Origin of the sequence: Actinokineospora sp. NBRC 105648 (assembly GCF_030269645.1) — a bacterium.
In the GTDB taxonomy this organism is placed as follows: Bacteria; Actinomycetota; Actinomycetes; order Mycobacteriales; family Pseudonocardiaceae; genus Actinokineospora.
The window spans coordinates 33,629-51,048 of record NZ_BSTR01000056.1 but is presented as its reverse complement, the minus strand read 5'-3'; the positions used below and the strand labels follow the sequence as shown (position 1 = coordinate 51,048).

Genomic DNA, 17,420 nt, shown 5'->3' with positions numbered 1-17,420 from the left:
CCTACACTCGCGAACACTGGGGAATAGAGAACAAATCTCATTACGTACGTGACGTCACCTGGCGCGAAGACGCGCATCAATCGCACACCGGAAGCGGGCCACGAGCCATGGCGACACTCAAAAATCTCGCCGCCGGCCTGCTGCGACTCAACGGTCATCATGACATCAAGCGAACTACCGAATCAATCTGCCGAGATCGCACCAGAGCACTGCCACTACTCGCCACCTAAGTGACACTCCGCTACTCAAGGTGATCTTGATCTAGCCCTGGGTGGCGACGCACGCGAACCAGGTCATCGACGCTACGTTCGGCCACATCCGCCGCACCATTATCAACCTGCTCGCCGTCCCCGAGGACATCGCCGAACGCCTCTTGGCCATCACGCCGCTGGACGTGCAATCGCTACGCAAGGTGGTCCGCGGTCGTCTGATCGGCACAGCCGCCGACCCCGCCCCAGAGGGCGAGATGTACCCACGGCTGCACTGGACCACCAGGATCGAGTCGGCGGTCGAGGGTCGTACGGTTGAAATGAACCACAAGGAACAGATGACCTTGCACGTTCATCCGGACATCGGCTTCCAACTCGACCGCATCGAGTTGCGCGGCAGGCCCGTCGACGGCCAAGCGCCGATCGACCTGACCGACGATGGGATGGCGGTGAGCACAACACCGACCTCCCCTGTCCTGCAACTGCGCCGGACGACCATGTCGTTGATCGAGGAGACTTTGGCCAACGGTCTACGCTCCGACCGGTCGATCGGCCACAGGTTCGCATTCGTGCTCTACGGACAAGCTGTCGCCTTCTTCCACAGCATCAACAAGCTGATCGACTCTGGTCACCCAATCGAAGCACTACCCGCCCTGCGCGCGTTGGTCATCCTCGCCGCACGATTCGAGGAGATGACGGACCCGACCGGTCCTGGACTGGGGATCGCGGTACGTCTTGCGCTCGACTCGGTCGACGAACACCATCCCGACGTCGCCTTGCAACGACAACAAGAAGTCATCGCAGCCGCCGCAACGTTCGGCTTGGTCGTCCCCGACGCGAGCAGCGCCCCCCACTCCAGCACCGTCTACCAGTGCCTTCGCATCGAGATGCTACTGGCCGACCTCGCCAGTGTCGGAGCGGTGCACACCGCAGGTATGCACCTGTTCGACGGCGTTCCGACCTTCCAGGTGCAGCAGCCACCCGGCCCATTGACCGACCTGGTCAGCACAGCGGCAGTCATAGCCGTCCTGAATGCGCTCCGCGATGCCGCGACAGTGTTGAAGTGGCAGCTTGACAATGACAAGCTCGCTACACTCCTTGGCCGCGCACACAGTGCCAACGAGACAGCAGCTAAGAGCGACCTGAAATCCCGCAGCTAAAGGCCATTCTCTACTGCATTCTGCAGCCGCGCCTGGACCTTGCTTCTGTCGACCGAGACAGGGTTTCTAGATGTGTCGGATGGCGTAGCCGACGCCCAAGGCCAGGGCCAGGGCGCCGAGGAGGCGGCGGAGGGTGGTTTCGGGCAGATGCGGACGTAATCGGGCACCGACGAGTCCTCCGAGGAGGCCACCCACTCCGCAGGCCACGCCGAGTTGCCAATGCGGGGCGCCGGTCAAGGCGAGGATCGTAGGCGCAGGCCCCTACCAGGGAGGACGCGAAGGTGGCGGCCAGAGCGGCGGGAGCGACCCGGGCGACGGGCATTCCCCGGCCGACGAGGATGGGGCCGAGGAGTGCCGCCGCCGATGCCGTAGATGCCGGCGATCGTGCCGATGGTGAAGGCGGTGGCGATCAAGACGTCGTGAGTGGTAGGACTGCCCGATCCCTACATGGGCTACCCAGTCGACTTGGTCAGGTGCTCCCGTAGTTCCCTGGTGGCTCGACGCTGGGCGTGGGGGTCGCCATCGTTGCTGTCGATCTCGTCGAGCAAGCGGATCAGGTCCTGCCTGGTGCTCTCGAACTCGATGCGTAGTCCGATGGTCATGCTGTCGTCCTGGTCCGCGCCGACGACGATCAAGGGCGTCGCCGAGCCAGCGCCCGCCCGGCGGGCATGGTCAACGAAACGTTCCAGGTCACCCAGGGGCAACGTGTCTCCCGGGTACGGTAGGTCGAGTTCTATGCGTGAGGTCACTACGTCAGCCTATCTTCGGCTCCACGCTGGAGTTCCCGCCCAGGCAGTAAACTGACCTGCCGGAATCCAGATCCCCGTACTCGCTCCCGCGGAGATGCCGACGCAGCGGGCAGACCCAGGCGGCGTCCCCGCAGCAACGCGGCCCCTGACGAGATTTCATAGGCACGCCCAGAGAAGCTGATCGCACGACAGGGCTGAGGCACTGTGCGCGACGCAGGCAGGTTTGACGTCACGACGATGCACTTCTCGACGACGATCGTGTCGCGTCCCGGCTAGACCGCGGTCAGCTCTCGACGTATGCACTCTGCCTTCAGAAGCGCACCCTCGTGCCGTCCCCGCAGGGATGACGACGCCTTCCTCGTCGGTGCCCAGCTGCCGCACGTGCCGGACCAGGTAGCGGCTTGCGCCCAGGGTTCGGGCGGTCCGGCGGGCGCCCGGTCCGCGCGTTACGGACTCGCCCCAGCGATCAGCCCGAACTCCACGTTCCTAGTGGAGTCCAGCAACATGCCCGCATCGCGCGGAACCCAGAACATCGGCCGCCGCCCCGATCACTGTCACTCTTGAGGCGGTACGAGCGAGGAATGGTGGGCTGGCGTGTCAAGGTTCGCCAGCTAGAACACCATTGATACTGATGATCTCCGGACCTTCGGGAGACGCCCGCGGCCGTCGAGCGCTCCGCTCTTATCGGCGAGTCAACTCCGTTATCCGAGATCGCATCCTTCGTCGACCGCGCCCGGGACGCTAGCGCCACTCACGAGACCCCGGTGCAGGCGCGTCACCGTTGTCCGGCAGTTGCGCGACCTGCTCGGAGAACTCGACGCCTCCGACGGAGACGTGCGAACCCTCGCGCGTGCCATCGCCGATGCCCACGAAGCGGCAGGGAAGCTCGCGGACGGAAAGGACGTCGGCCGAGAGATCGACTGGACCTGAGCGCAGTCGAGGCGCCAACCAACGGTGGACGCTAGGCCCCGTCACCGATGGTGCTGGCCGTCAGCCTTGGACGCCGATGCGGCTACCAGACTTGTGTCTAATTCGGACACTGGATGTATATGCACCGAAGACTCGTCCACGTACCTAATATGCCGCGGCGCATTGGGTACGTGGACGCAGGGCGGCGAAGGGCGCCGGACGTGATCTCAGTGTCGAGCAGATCGGCGGCGAGCTGGTGGTCGGAGCCGCCGTAGAGCGGCCCGCGCGGCGACCACGTGCGGCTTGCCCACTGCGATCTCAAGGCGGGCGACTTCCGGGCTGGATGAACTCGTGGGAGCGCGGACCGGTGATCCGTTGTCTGCGGGCCTGGCTCAGGTTGCGTCCAGCGTCACCCTCGCTTAGGCAGAGCGGCCCGTGTGGTGATGACGATGGCGAATAGGTCGCCATGGTCGTCGATGCGGTCGAGGACGTTGTCGGCGGTGAACACCAGTTGGTCGGGGTGGTGGCAGGTGTGGACTTCGTCCCAGGTGATGGGGGTGGAGACGGTGGGGTGTTCTCGGCCGCGTAGTGAGTAGGGGGCGATGGTGGTTTTGGCGGGGTTGTTCTGGCTCCAGTCGATGAACACCTTGCCGTGTCGGTGGTTCTTGGCCATCGTCGCGGTCACCAGCTCGGGTGTCTGGGCGGCGAAGCGTTCGGCGAGGGTTTTGGCGTAGGTGGAGGGTCGTTCGGGTTGTCGGGTGCGGATTCCGGCGTAGATCTGCATGCCTTTGGATCCGGAGGTCTTGGCGACCGGGGTGAGCCCGTCGGCGATGAGGACCTCGCGGAGTCGTTCGGCGACGCGGCAGCAGTCGACGATGGTGGTGTCGGGCCCGGGGTCGAGGTCGAACACGAGTCGGTCCGGTGGGCGTCGGGTGGGTCCGGGGCCGATGGTCCATTGGGGGACGTGGAGTTCGAGTGCGGCGAGGTTGGCAATCCACACCAGCGCGGCGAGCTCGTCGAGCAACGGGTACTCGATGGTGCCGGGGCCTCGGCCGCTGCGGGACCCGGAGCTGGGCAGTCGGGTGGTGGGCAGCCAGGGCGGTGCCCCTTTGGGGGTGTTCTTCTCGAAGAACTGCTCGCCGTCGACGCCGTCGGGGAAGCGGATGGTGGTTACCGGTCTGCCCGCGAGGTGTGGGAGCAGGACGGGGGCGATGCGGGAGTAGTAGTGGATGACCTCGCCCTTGGTGAACCCGTCGGCCGGGTAGAGCACCTTGTCCAGGTTGGACAGGGTCAACCGTCGTGTCCCGGCCTGCACGGTGATCCGCTCGCCCGTCCCGCTGCCGGTGACGGGTTTGGGGGCGGGTGCCACGGCGGCGGGTGGTCCGGGCCGGGGGTGGGGGCGGTGATGTCGGTGGGGTCGCGGTCGTCGCGCAGGCCGCGCCAGGCGGTGTGGCGGAGTCTGCCCGCTCCTCGGGTGAATTGGCGGTAGACGACCTCGCCGACCAGGACGGGCTCGACCCAGCGGGCGCGGCGGACGTCCTCGCGGGGCGGGTCGACCGCGAACGGGTGACGGGGGCGTTCGAGGGCGTGGAGGCGGTCTTGGAGGGCGGAGCGTTCGCGTTCGGTGAAGCCGGTACCGACGTCGCCGAGGTAGACCAGCTCGCCGGTGTCGGGGTCGTGCGCGCCGAGCAGGAGGCCGCCGAGGATGCCGGTGAACCTGTTCTGCCCGGGCCGCCACCCGCAGAGGATGACCTCCTGGGTCTGGGTGAGGGGGTGTTTGAGCCAGGTGCCGGGTCGTTGTCCGGGGGCGTAGGTGGAGGAAGGTAGTTTGGCGATGAGTCCTTCGTGGCCGGCGGCGGCGACTTGGGCGAGCAATGCGGCGGGGGTGAGGCGGTCGGCGGCGAGGGCGTTGAAGGTGACCGCCGGGACGACCGAGACGAGGTACGGGTCGGGCATCGGGACCTGGTCGAGCAGCGCGCGCCGCTGGTCGTAGGGGGTGTGCAGCAGTACCTCGTCGCCGAGTCGGAGCAGGTCGAAGGCCAGGAAGCGGACCGGGACGTCCTCGAATGGGTCGGCCTGCCGCGGGGAGGTGCTGTGTTTGCGGTAGCGGCCGCGGCGTTCTTGCAGATCGCCGAAGTCCGGGTGTCCGTGTTCGTCGTAGACGACGATCTCGTCGTCGAGCACCGCCGCCCGACCGTCCAGACCCGGTGTCAGGACGCCGGCCAGGGTGGGGAACTCGTCGGTGAAGTCGATGCCGTTGCGACTGGTTAGCACTGTGGTGCCGTCGCTGGCGATCCGCATCGCGCACCGGTAGCCGTCGAGCTTGTGCTCGTAGGTCCAGTCCGGACTCTCCGGGAGACGGCCGCCATCGGGTTTGGCCAACATCGGCTCCACCCACCCTGGCACCGCGGTCGAGTCGGCTCGTGTCATCGCCCTCGACTCCCCACGCCCGCCATCGGCCACTGTGGACTCGACGCTAACCCCGCGCCCGCCGCCACGCGACGCCGCCGACCACTGGTGATCGTTTGAAGTCACGCTGGGACACCGGTCCGCGGCGCCGTGTGCCTGATCCGGGTGCGTCCGTCACCCGCACGAGGGAAGCACCACACCTAGGCGAACATGTGTTCGATCGGCGGGTTAGGGTGGCGACCATGTTCGACGACCGACCCCCCGACGCCACCGTCCACTATCGACACACCAACGCGGGCATCCGTGTCGCGGTCCTGCCGGCCACCTGCAAGGTCGGCACCCACTCGCTGCGCACGGGGGGATACCAGGCCCGCGCCGACCCGAACGACGGCGTCGTGCGGATCTCCTGCCACCAGTGCGCCGAGGCCCCGGACGTCGACCACTTCTGGGTCCTGCGCACCACCGGCGCGATCCCCGACCTCGCCGAACTCGACGACGATCCCTACCGGCACGTCGTCCCCCTCATGATCGACCCCAGAGGCCGCGGCCAGCTCCCCACCCCGCGCCGGACGATCGACGCCCCGCCGCGGTAGCCGCGGGCGCACTCCCGGGTCGTCTCGCGTGCCCTCGGCGGCAGAGGAAGATCTCATACCGATGGCGTCCACCGGTGTGGAGCCGAGCCGGGTCGCACATACGTTCGATTCCGGGTTAGGCTGTGCGGGTTCCGGTGGCGGGTCGGCGGGGAAGGTCGACCCGCCACCAGGACACCCCGAGATCTCCTTGCTGGTGCTCCTCCGGGTTTCCCGACCCTCTCTGCCGCGCCGGATCAGAACGGTCCGCAAGCCTGCCGCCTTAGCGGCACAACGTCGTTGTCCGGTGATCCCCGACGTAGACCGTCTCATCCGCGCCACCCGGGGCCATCGCGAGGACTCCCTCGAAACTCGGGGGCGGGTTTGGCCACACCCCACTCACTCGAGCTCGCCGCTCGATTGACCGGCAAGTGCAACTCCTGCGGCAGGGTGCCGCGCAGGCGGTTTGGTGCCCGGCCACGCCCACCCAGAGGCCCCCGTGTACGCAGCTTCTCTGCCTGGTCGACGGTGGCGGGATCAAGTTTGCCGCTGCGAGCGGAGAAGCCGTCGGCGCGCTTCAGGGCGCCCGCCGACAGCGTCATCCTGGTCTGTGCGGGCCTGACCGCGTTGTTGCGGTGATCGCCCTGGCCGGTTGCCGGATGTGTCTGGCCGTGGTCGCGAAGTGCGTCCGGTGTGGCTAGAACCGTTGCCAGAGTGCGTGGTCGTGGTGGTGGCGGAGGGTGTCGAGGCGGTGTTTCCATTGGGGTTTGAGTGCTGGTCGGTTGGCGAGGTCGGGGACGAGGTAGGTGGTCATGACGAGTTCGCGGATGCGTTTGAGGACGGGCCAGCCGTCGGTGTTGGTGACGTCGCGGCCGTAGCGGGTGGTGAAGTCGTGGTGGTCGGTTTCGTTGGCGAATCGGGTGGCGCTGACGGCGGTGGGGGTGAGATCCCAGTCGAGTGGGCCGATGGCGACGTTGTCGAGGTCGCAGAGCACGAGGTGTCCGTCGTGGGTGCGGAGCAGGTTGCCGGGGTGGGCGTCTCCGTGGACGACGCCGTGGGTGAGGTTCGCGGCGATGGCTTGGTAGTCGAGTTCGGCTTGGTCCCATGCTGAGGTGAGCCACTCGAGGTCGGTGTCGTCGACACCGCGGGCTTGGGCGAGGTGGTGGCGGGCGTAGGCGAACTTGTTCCACACGGGCAGGTGCGCTGCGGGTGTGACCGTGTGGATGGCTCGCAGCGGGTGGGCCAGGTCGGCGTAGCCGGGCCGGTGGGCGGGTCGCAGTTCGGTCCAGAAGGTCGCGGCCCAGTCCGGGCCGATGACGGGTTGGTCGAGACCGGTTGTCAGTGGCGCGACGGGTGCTCCCGCTGTCTGCAGCCATCGCGCGGTGTGTACCAGGACGCGGGTTTGGTCGGCGTTGCCCGCGTGAGGGTTGAGTCGGACCACGACGTGTGCCCGGGGGAGTCGGTAGACCGCGTTGGAGCTGTAGGTGATCAGCTCGGCGTCGGTCGGGTCGAGACCGACCTGACCGCAGGCGGCGGTCAGCATCCGCTGGAACTCGGTGGCGCGCTGGGTGGTCAAGTGGGTCATCGTGTCTTCAACGCGTCGATGCGGTCTCGCAGCGAGTCGGCGTTCTCCGCCGGTAGGTGGATGGCGGCCCGGGCGATGTCGTCGAGTCGGTCCACGGCACGCACCGAGTGGAGTTCCTCGACCTGGGTGATGGCGCGGTCCGCGAGTCGCATCCCCTGGTCCCGGTCGCCGACGCGGAGGGTGGCCGCGGCGAGGATGATCTCGTCGAACACGCGGGAGCGCGCTGGTCTGCCCTGCTCGGGCACGGTGGTGAGCTTCTCGGCCAGGGTGAGTGCCTGGCCCGCGTAGTCGTCGGTGTCGGGGCCCGGGCGGCGGGCCAGGATGGTGTAGGAGTAGGCCCGGACGCCGTCCCAGTCACCGGATCGGGCGAAGTCCGATGCCCAGGGCGGTGCGACACCGGGTTCGATGAGGCTGAGTTCGTGCTCGGCACGGGCGAAGCTGTCCAGCATTCGTTTCGGTTGTCCACGCAGGGCGTGTGCCCACGCGATGGAGACGTGCAGGCGGGCCAGGTCGGCGTAGCTGCCGACGTTCTGCGCGTCCATCTGTCCGAGCTGGAACGCACGCAGCGCGTCGTCAGGCTGCCCGACGTGCAGGCACACCCGCCCGATCCGGTAGAGGGCCGCGGCGACCATCGCGCGATCGTCGCACGCGACACCGAGTCGGAGCGCGGCGAGGAAGTGTCGACTCGCGTCCTCGTGACGGCCGATGTCGTGAGCCGACCACCCGACCAGGGTGTGCAGATCACCCACGGCGGCCTGAAGGTCGGCGGTGACGGCGTCGGTAGCCGGTGCGTCGAGCATCGCGCGCGCGGAGACCAACGCGCCTTGGGCCGCGTCGAGGCAGGCACCGCCCCCACGGTGCTGGTCCAGTTCCCACAGCGCACGGGTCACCGCACGCAGCCGACCGACATCAGCGACCCCCACCCGCCGCGGCACCAGCGGATGGCTCGCCATCGCCACGTGCGGTAGCCATCGAGAGTCCGGATCGGTCGCCGCGATGGCCAGCGCCGCCGCCACTCCGAGCAGTTCACGACGATACCCAGATTCCGGGAAAGCGATCTCGGCAGATGCGCGAGAGGCTGCATTCGCGGCGATGATCGTGAGATGGTTGATGTCGGGAGTGGCCTGGTCCGCAGGAGGCTCCGTGTCCTGTGACGCGCTGTCGTCCAGCAGTCGTTCGAGCTGATCGGTGCCTATGCCGAGTTGTTTCGCGATCCTGGGTCGTTGCCATGGTTGCGGTGTTTGAGCACCCGACTCCCAACGTCCGACCGTGGTGGCGTCCACCTTAAGGCGTTCCGCAAGAGCCTCCTGGCTGAGGCCGAGTGATTTTCGCCGTGCGGCTAGGCGTGGTCGCTTGGCTGCCATGTGGTGTCCCTTGGTGTTAGCGCTGGTAGAGCCCTTGCTCGCAGGTTTTCGCCGGGAAAGCGCGGGGAGAACGCTGTGTATCTGGTCGGTGACGGATGGTTCTCTTGCATTGTACGGTCTGCTTAGGTTTTCGACAACGCAACGAAGCTGTATTTCAGCGAGAATGAGCGATCGGGCGGGATTCCGCAATCGTTTGGGAGATGTCTTCCGTGTTTCAGGTTGCGCGGCACAACAGCCTTGGCCTCAACTCGTGAGATGGGTATTGAGTATGGACTCGGCAGTCACAGATCACGCGGCTGCAGGCAACCCTTCGTACGGGATGACTGCGTGAACCGAGAGTTGTCACATGCGTCAGACACGCGGCCTCTGTATGACCGGTGGGCCACTTCGGTCCAACACCTACCTGAATGCGGTGATTTCCGGCCGCTCGGCGCGTGCAGCCGTGGACCAGGACTGACGACTGGAAGAGTGACCGAGTGAACACACGACACGACAACGACACCACCGCTGCCGGGCAGGACGCTGCCGCGTTGCGTGCGGTGATGGTCGAGCAGCTGCGCACCGAGGCAGAACTGCGCACCGACTCCGTGATTCGGGCCTTTGCCACGGTGCCGCGGGAGGTGTTCGCTCCCGAGGCGCCCCTGGAGCAGGTCTATGACCGTGACGACGTGGTGATCACCAAGCGGGACGAGAACGGGTTGGCCCTGAGTTCGGTGTCCGCGCCGAGGATCCAGGCGGCGATGCTGGAGCAGGCCGGGATCCGGCCTGGGATGCGGGTGCTGGAGATCGGCTCGGGGGGCTACAACGCCGCGCTCATCGCCGAGTTGGTCGGACCGGACGGCGAGGTCACCACCGTCGACATCGACGAGTTCGTGGTCGATCGTGCCGAGCGCTGCCTGGCCGAGGCCGGGTACGGGCGGGTGCGGGTGTTGCTGGCCGATGCCGAGGGTGGTGTGCCCGAGCACGCGCCGTTCGATCGGATCATCGTCACGGCCGGGGCATGGGACATTCCCCCGGCGTGGACCGAGCAGCTGGCCGAGGACGGGGTGCTGGTGGTCCCGCTGCGGTTGCGTGGGCTGACCCGGTCGGTGGCTTTCGTCCGTGAGCGGGGGCGCTTGGTCAGCCGCGGGTATGAGTTGTGCGGGTTCGTGCCGATCCAGGGTTCGGGAGCGAATGCCGAGCGTCTGGTGTTGTTGCACGGCGAGGACGTCGCCTTGCGTGTGGACGGCGATCAGGCCGTGGACGCCGAGGCGTTGCGTGCCGCGCTGGTGTCCCCTCGCGTCGTGCGCCCTTGCGGGGTCGAGGTCGGCGGGTTCGAGCCGTTCGACGAGCTGGACCTGTACCTGGCCACCGAGTTGGACGGCTTCGGGTTGCTGGTGGCCAAACGGGCCGCGATCGAGGCCGGTTTGGCCGAACGCTCCGCGCGGATGGGGGCCAAGACCGCGATCGAGGGCGCCAGCTTCGCTTACCGGGCGTCGCGGGCGGTGACGGAGGACGGTACGTCGTTCGAGTTCGTCGTCTACGGACACGGCCCCGACTCCGACCACGTGGCCGACCGGTACGTGGAGCTGGTCCGCGAGTGGGACCGCGCGCACAGGCACGGTCCCGGCGCGCGGATCGAGGTCTTCGCGGCCGGAACCCCCGACGCCGAGATCGGCCAGGGGCGCCTGATCGAGAAGAAGCACACGCGCGTCCTGATCTCCTGGCCGACCTCGTCCTGACGACCGGCCGGGTTGTCCCCAACGCAGGATTCACCAGTTCAGCGAAGGAGAGTCGCCATGTCCTTGTCCGCGCAGGCCACCCAGGATCCGGTTGTCGCCTCGGGTACGGAGTTCGATCTCGACCTGTCCATCGTCGCCTCCGGGCCGGTGGTGGCCGACCTGATGCGCAGCACCGACGACAACTGCGGCGCTACCTGCCAAAGCGCCTGCTCCAACAGCACCTGCTGACCCGCGCGAGGAGCTGACCGACGGCCTGGCGGCAGGACGCTCGCCGCCAGGCCGTCCTTGTCGAGGGGGCTGTTCGAGGTGTTCACCGTCGTGGACGCGGCCATGCTCCGACTGGCGACCCAACCGATCGACGCGCAAGTACACCCGTGGCCGGACCTGACCGGCGATCACGTGCCGCGGTGGCGCGACTGGCTGGTCCGGGCCTGGACCGACGAGCCGTTCGCCCACGCGGTGGCCACGGCCAGTCCGCACTTGGCGCGGCGCGTGGCCGAGGTGTGCGCGGGAGTCGAGCAGCGGCCCCGGCAGGTGCGCGGCGCGGTCGTGTCGCTGATGCGCTACCGGCTGCGAGCATCCAGCCGCGCCACACCATTCGGCCTGTTCGCCGGCGTCGCGCCCACCGGGTTCGGCCCGGCCACCGTGGTCCGGATCGGCGATGACCACCGCACCACCACCCGCGCGGACGCGGTCTGGCTCTCCGGTCTGGTGAGTGAACTGGAGCGCTGCCCGGGGATGACCGAGCGGCTGCCCGTGGTGCTGAACAACACCGCCGCCGTGCGCGACGACAGGCTGATCATCAGCCTGCGCCAGCACCCCAACCCCGACGCCGCCCGCACCGACCCCGCCGAGGTGTCAATCCGCCACACCCGCGCCATCGAACTGATCACGCGCGAAGCGCGGACCCCGATCCGGGTGGACGATCTCGCCGAGCTGCTGGTCGCCGAGTTCCCCGACACGGCCCGGCCGGTGATCACCACGATGCTGATCGCGCTGGTCGAGCAGCGAGTCCTGCTCACCGGCCTGCGCCCGCCGATGACCGTGGCCGACCCCGTGAGCCACGTCCAAGCAGCCATCGCCGACGCACACGCCGAGGACATTCCCACCGCAGCTGGCCCGCTCGCCCGGCTGCGCGAACACCCCGCACCCGAGACCGCCGGTGGAACCGACCTGCGCATGGACGCCCACGTCGTGCTGCCTCGCCTGGTGGCTGAGGAGGTCGCACGCGCCGCGGGCATGCTGGCACGGCTGACACCCCATCCCTTCGGCGCACCGCGCTGGCTGGACTACCACGCCCGGTTCCTGGAGCGCTATGGCGTCGGCGCGGCCGTGCCGCTGCCGGAGCTGGTGGATCCTGACATCGGTCTCGGATACCCCGCCGGATACCGCGGCTCCCTGCTCGAACCCCCGGCACCGCGGGTCACCGACCGCGACACCGTCCTCGTGCGACTAGCCCAGACCGCGGCCCTGAACCGGCACATTGAGATCACCCTCGACGATGCGACGATCACCGAACTCCAAGCCGACAACCTCACACGGGCGCAGTGGCCCGCGCACGCCGAACTCGCGGCCCGGGTGCACGCGCGCAGCCGGACCGCGCTCGACCAAGGCGAGTTCCACCTGGTCGTGTCCGGGGCGTTCCGCGCGGCGGGCACCACCGCGGGCCGGTTCCTCGACCTGTTCGATGACACCGACCGCGACCGCATGACCCGCGCCTACGCCGAGCTGTCGCCGGTGAACGAGGGTGCGCTGCGGGTCCAGGTGTCCTGCCCACCGCTCTACACCGAGACCGAGACCCTCGCCCGCCACCCGCAGGTCCTGTCCGACCTGCTCTCGATCGGCGAACACCGCCCCGCGTCCCACACCGTGCTCACCCCGCAGGACCTGGTGGTCGTCGGCGACGCGCACCGGTTCACCCTGTGGTCGCGTGCGACCGCGCGGCCGCTCGAGCCGGAGGTGTTCAGCGCGGTGGAGTTCACCAACTTCTCCCACCCGCTACTGCGACTGGCCTGCGAGCTGACCACCGCAAGGGCCGCGACCTGGGGCCCGTTCTCGTGGGGAATCGCTGCCCAACTGCCGTTCCTGCCCCGGCTGACCTACCGCCGCACCGTCCTCGCACCCGCTCGCTGGAGTCTCACCTCCGCCGACCTTCCCGGCACAGGTGCCCTGTGGCCGGAGTGGACGGCTGCAGCAGCCGACTGGCGAGGTCGAGCGATGGTGCCCGCGATGGTCTACCTCGGTGGCAACGACCAACGCCTGCGCCTGAACCTCGACGAACCCGCACACCTGCACCTGCTCCGCGCCCAGCTCGACCGGCACGGACACGCCACCGTGCAGGAAGCCCCCACCGACGACGTGTTCGGCTGGATCGACGGACACGCCCACGAGATCGTCATACCGCTCGCGTCCACCCACGCCCGCACCTGGCCACCACTGCCGGCCCGCACCGCACCGATCACCACGACCACCGCGGGAGACGGACGCCTACCCGGCCTCGGGCGGTGGCTGTTCTGCAAGCTCTACGGCCACCCCGACCGGCACACCACCCTCCTTGCCAACCACCTGCCCGACTTACTGTCCACACTGGACCAACCGATCGGCTGGTGGTTCCTGCCCTACCGCGACCCCGAGCACCACCTGCGGCTACGCATCCGACTCGCCGATCCCGCGAACTTCGGCCCGCTCACCGCCTCTCTCGGCGAATGGGTCTCACGGCTACGGGAGCACGGCCTGGTCGCGACGATGCAGATGGACACCTACCACCCCGAAACCGGCCGCTTCGGCCACGGCCCCGCGATGGCCGCGGCCGAGGAGGTCTTCATCGCAGACTCCGCCGCCGCCCTCACGCAACGCGCACACCTCGCCTGCCCCGGTGCCGCCGACGGCGCGGCCTTGACCGCCGCGAGCCTGCTCGACCTCGCCGCGGCATTCACCGGCGACCACACCGCCGGCACCGCGTGGTTGATCGAACACCTCAACACCGCCCCGATCCCTGCGCCCGACCGCACGGTCTACGACCAAGCACTGCGCTTGGCCGACCCCAGCGCAGACCACGCCGCAGTGCGCACCCTCCCCGACGGTGATCGCATCGCGGCGACCTGGGCCGCGCGCCGCGACGCGCTGACCGCCTACCGTGCCGCCCTCGCTCAGCCGGGGGCGCCCTCACCGGATTCGGTGTTGGCGGCACTGCTGCATCTGCACAGTATCCGCGTCCTCGGGATCGCACCGGCAGCCGAGCGGCTCAGCCACCGCCTGGCCCGCACCGCCGCCCTGAGCCAGACAACCCGGCTGGATGGCCGCCGATGAGCCGCGACCAACCCGAACTGGCTGCCCTGGCCGAGAACATCGCAGCAGGCTTGGCAGACCCCGAGGCCGCGTACACCAGCGTCCACACACCGCGACCCCAGTCGCTGGCAGGCGGCAGCGCCGGGGTCGCTCTCCTGCACATCGAACGCGCCTTCACCCGCCCCGAGCAGTGGGCGACCGCGCACACCTGGCTTTCGGCCGCTTCCAGCGGCGACCTCAACGGCGGACCCGGCGCGTGCCTGTTCTACGGGGTGCCCGCCCTGGCATTCCTGACCCGCGCGGCGGCCAAAGCCACGGGCGGCTACCGACAAGCCTTGGCCGCCCTGGAGGTCGCCACCGACCAGGTGACTCGGCTCAGACTCTCGGCGGCACACGCCCGCATCGACCGAGGTGAGCGCCCCGTGCTGGCCGAGTTCGACCTGCTCCGCGGCTTGACCGGCCTGGGCGCCCACCACCTGCTCCGCACGCCCGAGTCCCCGTTGACCATCGAGGTACTCGGTTATCTCGTTCGGCTGACCCAGCCCCTGCATCACGCTGACGAGTTGCCGGGGTGGTGGGTCGAGCACGGCCCGACCGGGCAGCCACCGGCCGACTACCCCGGTGGGCACGGCAACTTCGGCATGGCACACGGCATCACCGGCCCCCTCGCCCTGCTCGCCCTCGCACGACGCCGCGGCATCGACGTCGACGGACACACCGAGGCGATCACCCGGATCTGCACCTGGCTCGACACCTGGCAGCAACCACACCCCGCAGGCCCCTGGTGGCCCCGCACGATCACCCTGACCGAAGCCCAGTCCCAGCACTGCGATCAACCGGGACCGGCCCAGCCGTCATGGTGCTACGGCACACCCGGCATCGCCCGAGCCCAACAACTCGCAGCCCTCGCCATCAACGACACCGCCCGCCAACACACCGCTGAAAAGGCCTTGCTCGGCTGCCTGAACGACCCGACCCAACTCGCCCGCGTCATCGACCCCAGCCTCTGCCACGGCGCCGCCGGACTACTCCACACCACCTGGCGCACCGCAACCGACGCCACCAACGACCAACTCGCCCACCACCTCCCCACCCTCACCGCCCTGCTGCGAGACCGACTGACGACCACGCCGCCCAACGTCGAACTGCTCGAAGGCAGCGTCGGAGCCGCACTCGCCCTGACCACCGCAGCAACCAACACGGCTCCGTGGTCGAAATGGGACTCCTGCCTGCTGCTCGCCTAATCACGCCAGGGGAATAGATGAGTACCGATCCCACCGACCTGCAGCCACCGCACCTGGACCCGGTCTGGGCGCAGGTCACCGTCGAGTTCACCGACTACGCCACCGCCGAGCAGATCATGTCCCAGCGGCTACTCCCCACCATCAACGACGTCGCCACATTATGGTGGTTCGTCCGCAAAGCACCCCACTGGCGACTGCGTTACCTACCCGAACAACCCGACAGAGCGGCCGACGCCCACCGGGCCGTCACCGAGGTGCTGAACAATCTTCAGTCCAGCGAGCGCATCAGAACTTGGTTCGACACCATTTACGAACCCGAGACCCACGCTTTCGGTGGTACCGACGGAATGGCCATTGCGCATCGACTTTTTCACCACGACAGCAAGTACATCCTCACTCGCCCGATCGGTCCCGACCATCGCCGCGAACACACAATACTGCTGTGCAGCGTACTCCTGCGCGCGGCCGGACAGGACTGGTACGAACAGGGCGACGTCTGGGCGCGCGTCGCCGAAAACCGACCGCCGCGACCACAGACCGCGGACGAACCTCAACCGTCGTTTACCGCTGGCCTCAAACGACTGATGAGTGTGGACGCCAGCCCGAACAGCCCACTGCTCCAACCGGACGGCGGACTCGCAGACCTCGCCGAATGGACCACCGCGTTCCAGACAGCCGGAAACGTACTGGGCGGCCTCGCCCGTCATGGCCAGCTCACCAGAGGTCTACGTGCCATCCTCGCCCACCACGTGATCTTCCACTGGAACCGACTCGGACTGCCCTACCAAACCCAGAGCCTCCTCGCCGCCACGGCGCGAGAGGTCGTATTCGGCTGAAGGTCGTCAACTGCGCCCGCCGCTCGATTGCCCCGGCGGTTCCGTTGCTTCATCACGCGCGCGGTTGAGCGTTGGCAAAACCTGAGGCGGGCCAGTTCTCCTGCTCCACCCGGCCCTTCCACTCCCGGCCGCGGCCGAGTTCCGTTCAAGTCCGGCAAATGGCCTGCAGGTCGCGCGCGGCGAGGTCGAGGCTGCGCACAAGAAGATCTTCGCTGCGAGTGTCCGGAACGCGGTGATCGCGTTGAGCGCGGTACGGCGAACGCTCAACTTGCGGTCGACGTCGAACACGATGACAGCTAGCGCTCGAGCAGGAAACGGAGGTGTTCCGGCGGCGAGCAGGGTGGCTGTGGCGAATCCTGCTGCTGCCACCACGTCGTCGAGGCCTGCCGTGGCGTGCCGTCTGGTGGGTGGGGTGGTTCAGCCGGGAATGACGATCTCCAGCTCGCTGGTTGTCTGGTACACCTCGCCGGCCTTGGTGGCATAGTGGGTGCAGTTGACCCGGATCTTGCGGGCGTCTCCGACGCCGTAGACGAAGTTCGACGCGAAGTTCACGTCGACGAGCGAGCCGCCATTCTCGGAGTCGTAGTCGGTCGTGTAGCCGCCAAGTGTGTCGTAGGCATTGCACCGGACGTTGATGTAGTCGGCGTCGACCCGGTTGTTGCTTGAGTTCGCCAACCGCGAGTAGCCGCGGATTTTCACTCGACGGCCATATCCCTGTGACTGGTAGCCCTGGTTCTGGATTACCCCCTGCAGGTTGAAGGGCTGGAGCGATCCGCTCCCGCCGCTCCCGCCGCCCTCGCCCACTCCGGTAACGATCGATGGCGACTCTGCCATGGCCTGTGCGGGGATGGCGATCCCCAACGACACCACGACGCTGGCTGCAACAATGTTCAATCGTTTGCTCAATGAGGTCATATCGCTTACTTCGCTGCTGCTCCGCGCGGCGTTAACATCCCGTGAGCCAGAGCCGACCAAATCACTCGCTCAGCCTACGACGACCAACTCACCCGATCGTGCAAGCAGACTTGCGGAGGAGGTCGATCCGACCCGCCTTGAGAACGCTCAACTCCGTTGGCTCCCTCACAACAGGGGCTCGGGCCTGGCGCGTGCAACACGGACGCCAACGCCGTCGGCCGTTATGCTGGGCGACAGGGCGGTCCCGAAGTTGGGGGAGCGTCCTCGGCGAGCACAGCGGCCAAGGCGATGTGGCAGAGGCCATGAGCTTGACTCTGTTGACTGATCTGCTTCACAGCTTTCACCTATCCGCCAGCGTTGCGAGCCCAAAAGCTCTATCCCGATTGTCCGTTACTAGTCGTCAGTTGGGGCGCAGGAAACCTTCGCCTCCGACGCCGGGCTGGTACTGCGCCTACACCATTC

At 67.9% G+C, this 17,420-nt stretch carries 15 protein-coding genes and 1 pseudogene; 9 read left to right on the top strand and 7 right to left on the bottom strand.

The annotated features are described in order from the left end of the window. A pseudogene (locus QSK30_RS31810) lies at positions 1-230 on the top strand (ISAs1-like element ISMul1 family transposase); the annotation flags it as partial. A 41-nt stretch (positions 231-271) separates the two neighbouring features. Next, positions 272-1,369, top strand: coding sequence for a hypothetical protein (locus QSK30_RS31805; protein WP_285508595.1), 1,098 nt, complete (start codon positions 272-274; stop codon positions 1,367-1,369). A 66-nt stretch (positions 1,370-1,435) separates the two neighbouring features. Here the strand turns inward: QSK30_RS31805 and QSK30_RS37045 are convergent, their stop codons facing one another. After that, complete coding sequence (locus tag QSK30_RS37045) at positions 1,436-1,606, bottom strand: TSUP family transporter (protein ID WP_502871916.1); 171 nt, start codon at positions 1,604-1,606, stop codon at positions 1,436-1,438. A gap of 215 nt (positions 1,607-1,821) precedes the next feature. Continuing rightward, positions 1,822-2,118 carry a hypothetical protein gene (locus tag QSK30_RS31800; RefSeq protein WP_285508594.1) on the bottom strand — a complete coding sequence of 99 codons (297 nt, stop codon included), beginning with the start codon at positions 2,116-2,118 and terminating at the stop codon, positions 1,822-1,824. A gap of 792 nt (positions 2,119-2,910) precedes the next feature. On the opposite strand from QSK30_RS31800, the gene QSK30_RS31795 reads away from it, so the two are divergent. Next, positions 2,911-3,048, top strand: a complete 138-nt coding sequence (locus tag QSK30_RS31795; protein WP_285508593.1) for a hypothetical protein — start codon at positions 2,911-2,913, stop codon at positions 3,046-3,048. Positions 3,049-3,436: 388 nt separating this feature from the next. Here QSK30_RS31795 and ligD read toward each other — a convergent pair whose 3' ends face one another. Continuing rightward, on the bottom strand, positions 3,437-4,321 hold the full coding sequence (gene ligD / locus QSK30_RS31790; RefSeq protein ID WP_285508592.1) for a non-homologous end-joining DNA ligase: 885 nt from the start codon (positions 4,319-4,321) through the stop codon (positions 3,437-3,439). Continuing rightward, positions 4,318-5,457, bottom strand: coding sequence for an ATP-dependent DNA ligase (locus QSK30_RS31785; protein ID WP_285508591.1), 1,140 nt, complete (start codon positions 5,455-5,457; stop codon positions 4,318-4,320). The genes ligD and QSK30_RS31785 overlap by 4 nt, the downstream gene beginning before the upstream one ends. Positions 5,458-5,678: 221 nt before the next feature. Between QSK30_RS31785 and QSK30_RS31780 the strand changes: the two genes are divergently transcribed. Then, positions 5,679-6,029 carry a hypothetical protein gene (locus QSK30_RS31780; RefSeq protein ID WP_285508589.1) on the top strand — a complete coding sequence of 117 codons (351 nt, stop codon included), beginning with the start codon at positions 5,679-5,681 and terminating at the stop codon, positions 6,027-6,029. Between the two features lie 673 nt (positions 6,030-6,702). Here QSK30_RS31780 and QSK30_RS31775 read toward each other — a convergent pair. After that, positions 6,703-7,581 carry an aminoglycoside phosphotransferase family protein gene (locus tag QSK30_RS31775; protein ID WP_285508587.1) on the bottom strand — a complete coding sequence of 293 codons (879 nt, stop codon included), beginning with the start codon at positions 7,579-7,581 and terminating at the stop codon, positions 6,703-6,705. A 5-nt stretch (positions 7,582-7,586) separates the two neighbouring features. Continuing rightward, on the bottom strand, positions 7,587-8,954 hold the full coding sequence (locus QSK30_RS31770; protein WP_502871915.1) for a helix-turn-helix domain-containing protein: 1,368 nt from the start codon (positions 8,952-8,954) through the stop codon (positions 7,587-7,589). A gap of 476 nt (positions 8,955-9,430) precedes the next feature. Between QSK30_RS31770 and fxlM the strand changes: the two genes are divergently transcribed. The 5 genes from fxlM to QSK30_RS31745 all read left to right on the top strand — a co-directional run bounded on the left by fxlM (position 9,431) and on the right by QSK30_RS31745 (position 16,043). After that, positions 9,431-10,675, top strand: coding sequence for a methyltransferase, FxLD system (gene fxlM, locus QSK30_RS31765; protein ID WP_285508584.1), 1,245 nt, complete (start codon positions 9,431-9,433; stop codon positions 10,673-10,675). Positions 10,676-10,732: 57 nt separating this feature from the next. Continuing rightward, on the top strand, positions 10,733-10,903 hold the full coding sequence (locus tag QSK30_RS31760; RefSeq protein WP_285508583.1) for an FxLD family lanthipeptide: 171 nt from the start codon (positions 10,733-10,735) through the stop codon (positions 10,901-10,903). Positions 10,904-10,981: 78 nt separating this feature from the next. Next, on the top strand, positions 10,982-13,984 hold the full coding sequence (locus tag QSK30_RS31755) for a lantibiotic dehydratase (RefSeq protein ID WP_285508581.1): 3,003 nt from the start codon (positions 10,982-10,984) through the stop codon (positions 13,982-13,984). Continuing rightward, entirely contained in the window at positions 13,981-15,207 is a 1,227-nt protein-coding gene (locus QSK30_RS31750; protein ID WP_285508580.1) for a lanthionine synthetase C family protein, read from the top strand. The genes QSK30_RS31755 and QSK30_RS31750 overlap by 4 nt, the downstream gene beginning before the upstream one ends. A 17-nt stretch (positions 15,208-15,224) precedes the next feature. Then, positions 15,225-16,043 (top strand): thiopeptide-type bacteriocin biosynthesis protein, encoded by an 819-nt coding sequence (locus tag QSK30_RS31745; RefSeq protein ID WP_285508579.1) that lies wholly within the window; start codon positions 15,225-15,227, stop codon positions 16,041-16,043. 417 nt (positions 16,044-16,460) lie between these two features. Here the strand turns inward: QSK30_RS31745 and QSK30_RS31740 are convergent, their stop codons facing one another. Continuing rightward, positions 16,461-16,958, bottom strand: a complete 498-nt coding sequence (locus QSK30_RS31740) for a hypothetical protein (protein ID WP_285508578.1) — start codon at positions 16,956-16,958, stop codon at positions 16,461-16,463. Positions 16,959-17,420 lie beyond the last annotated feature (462 nt).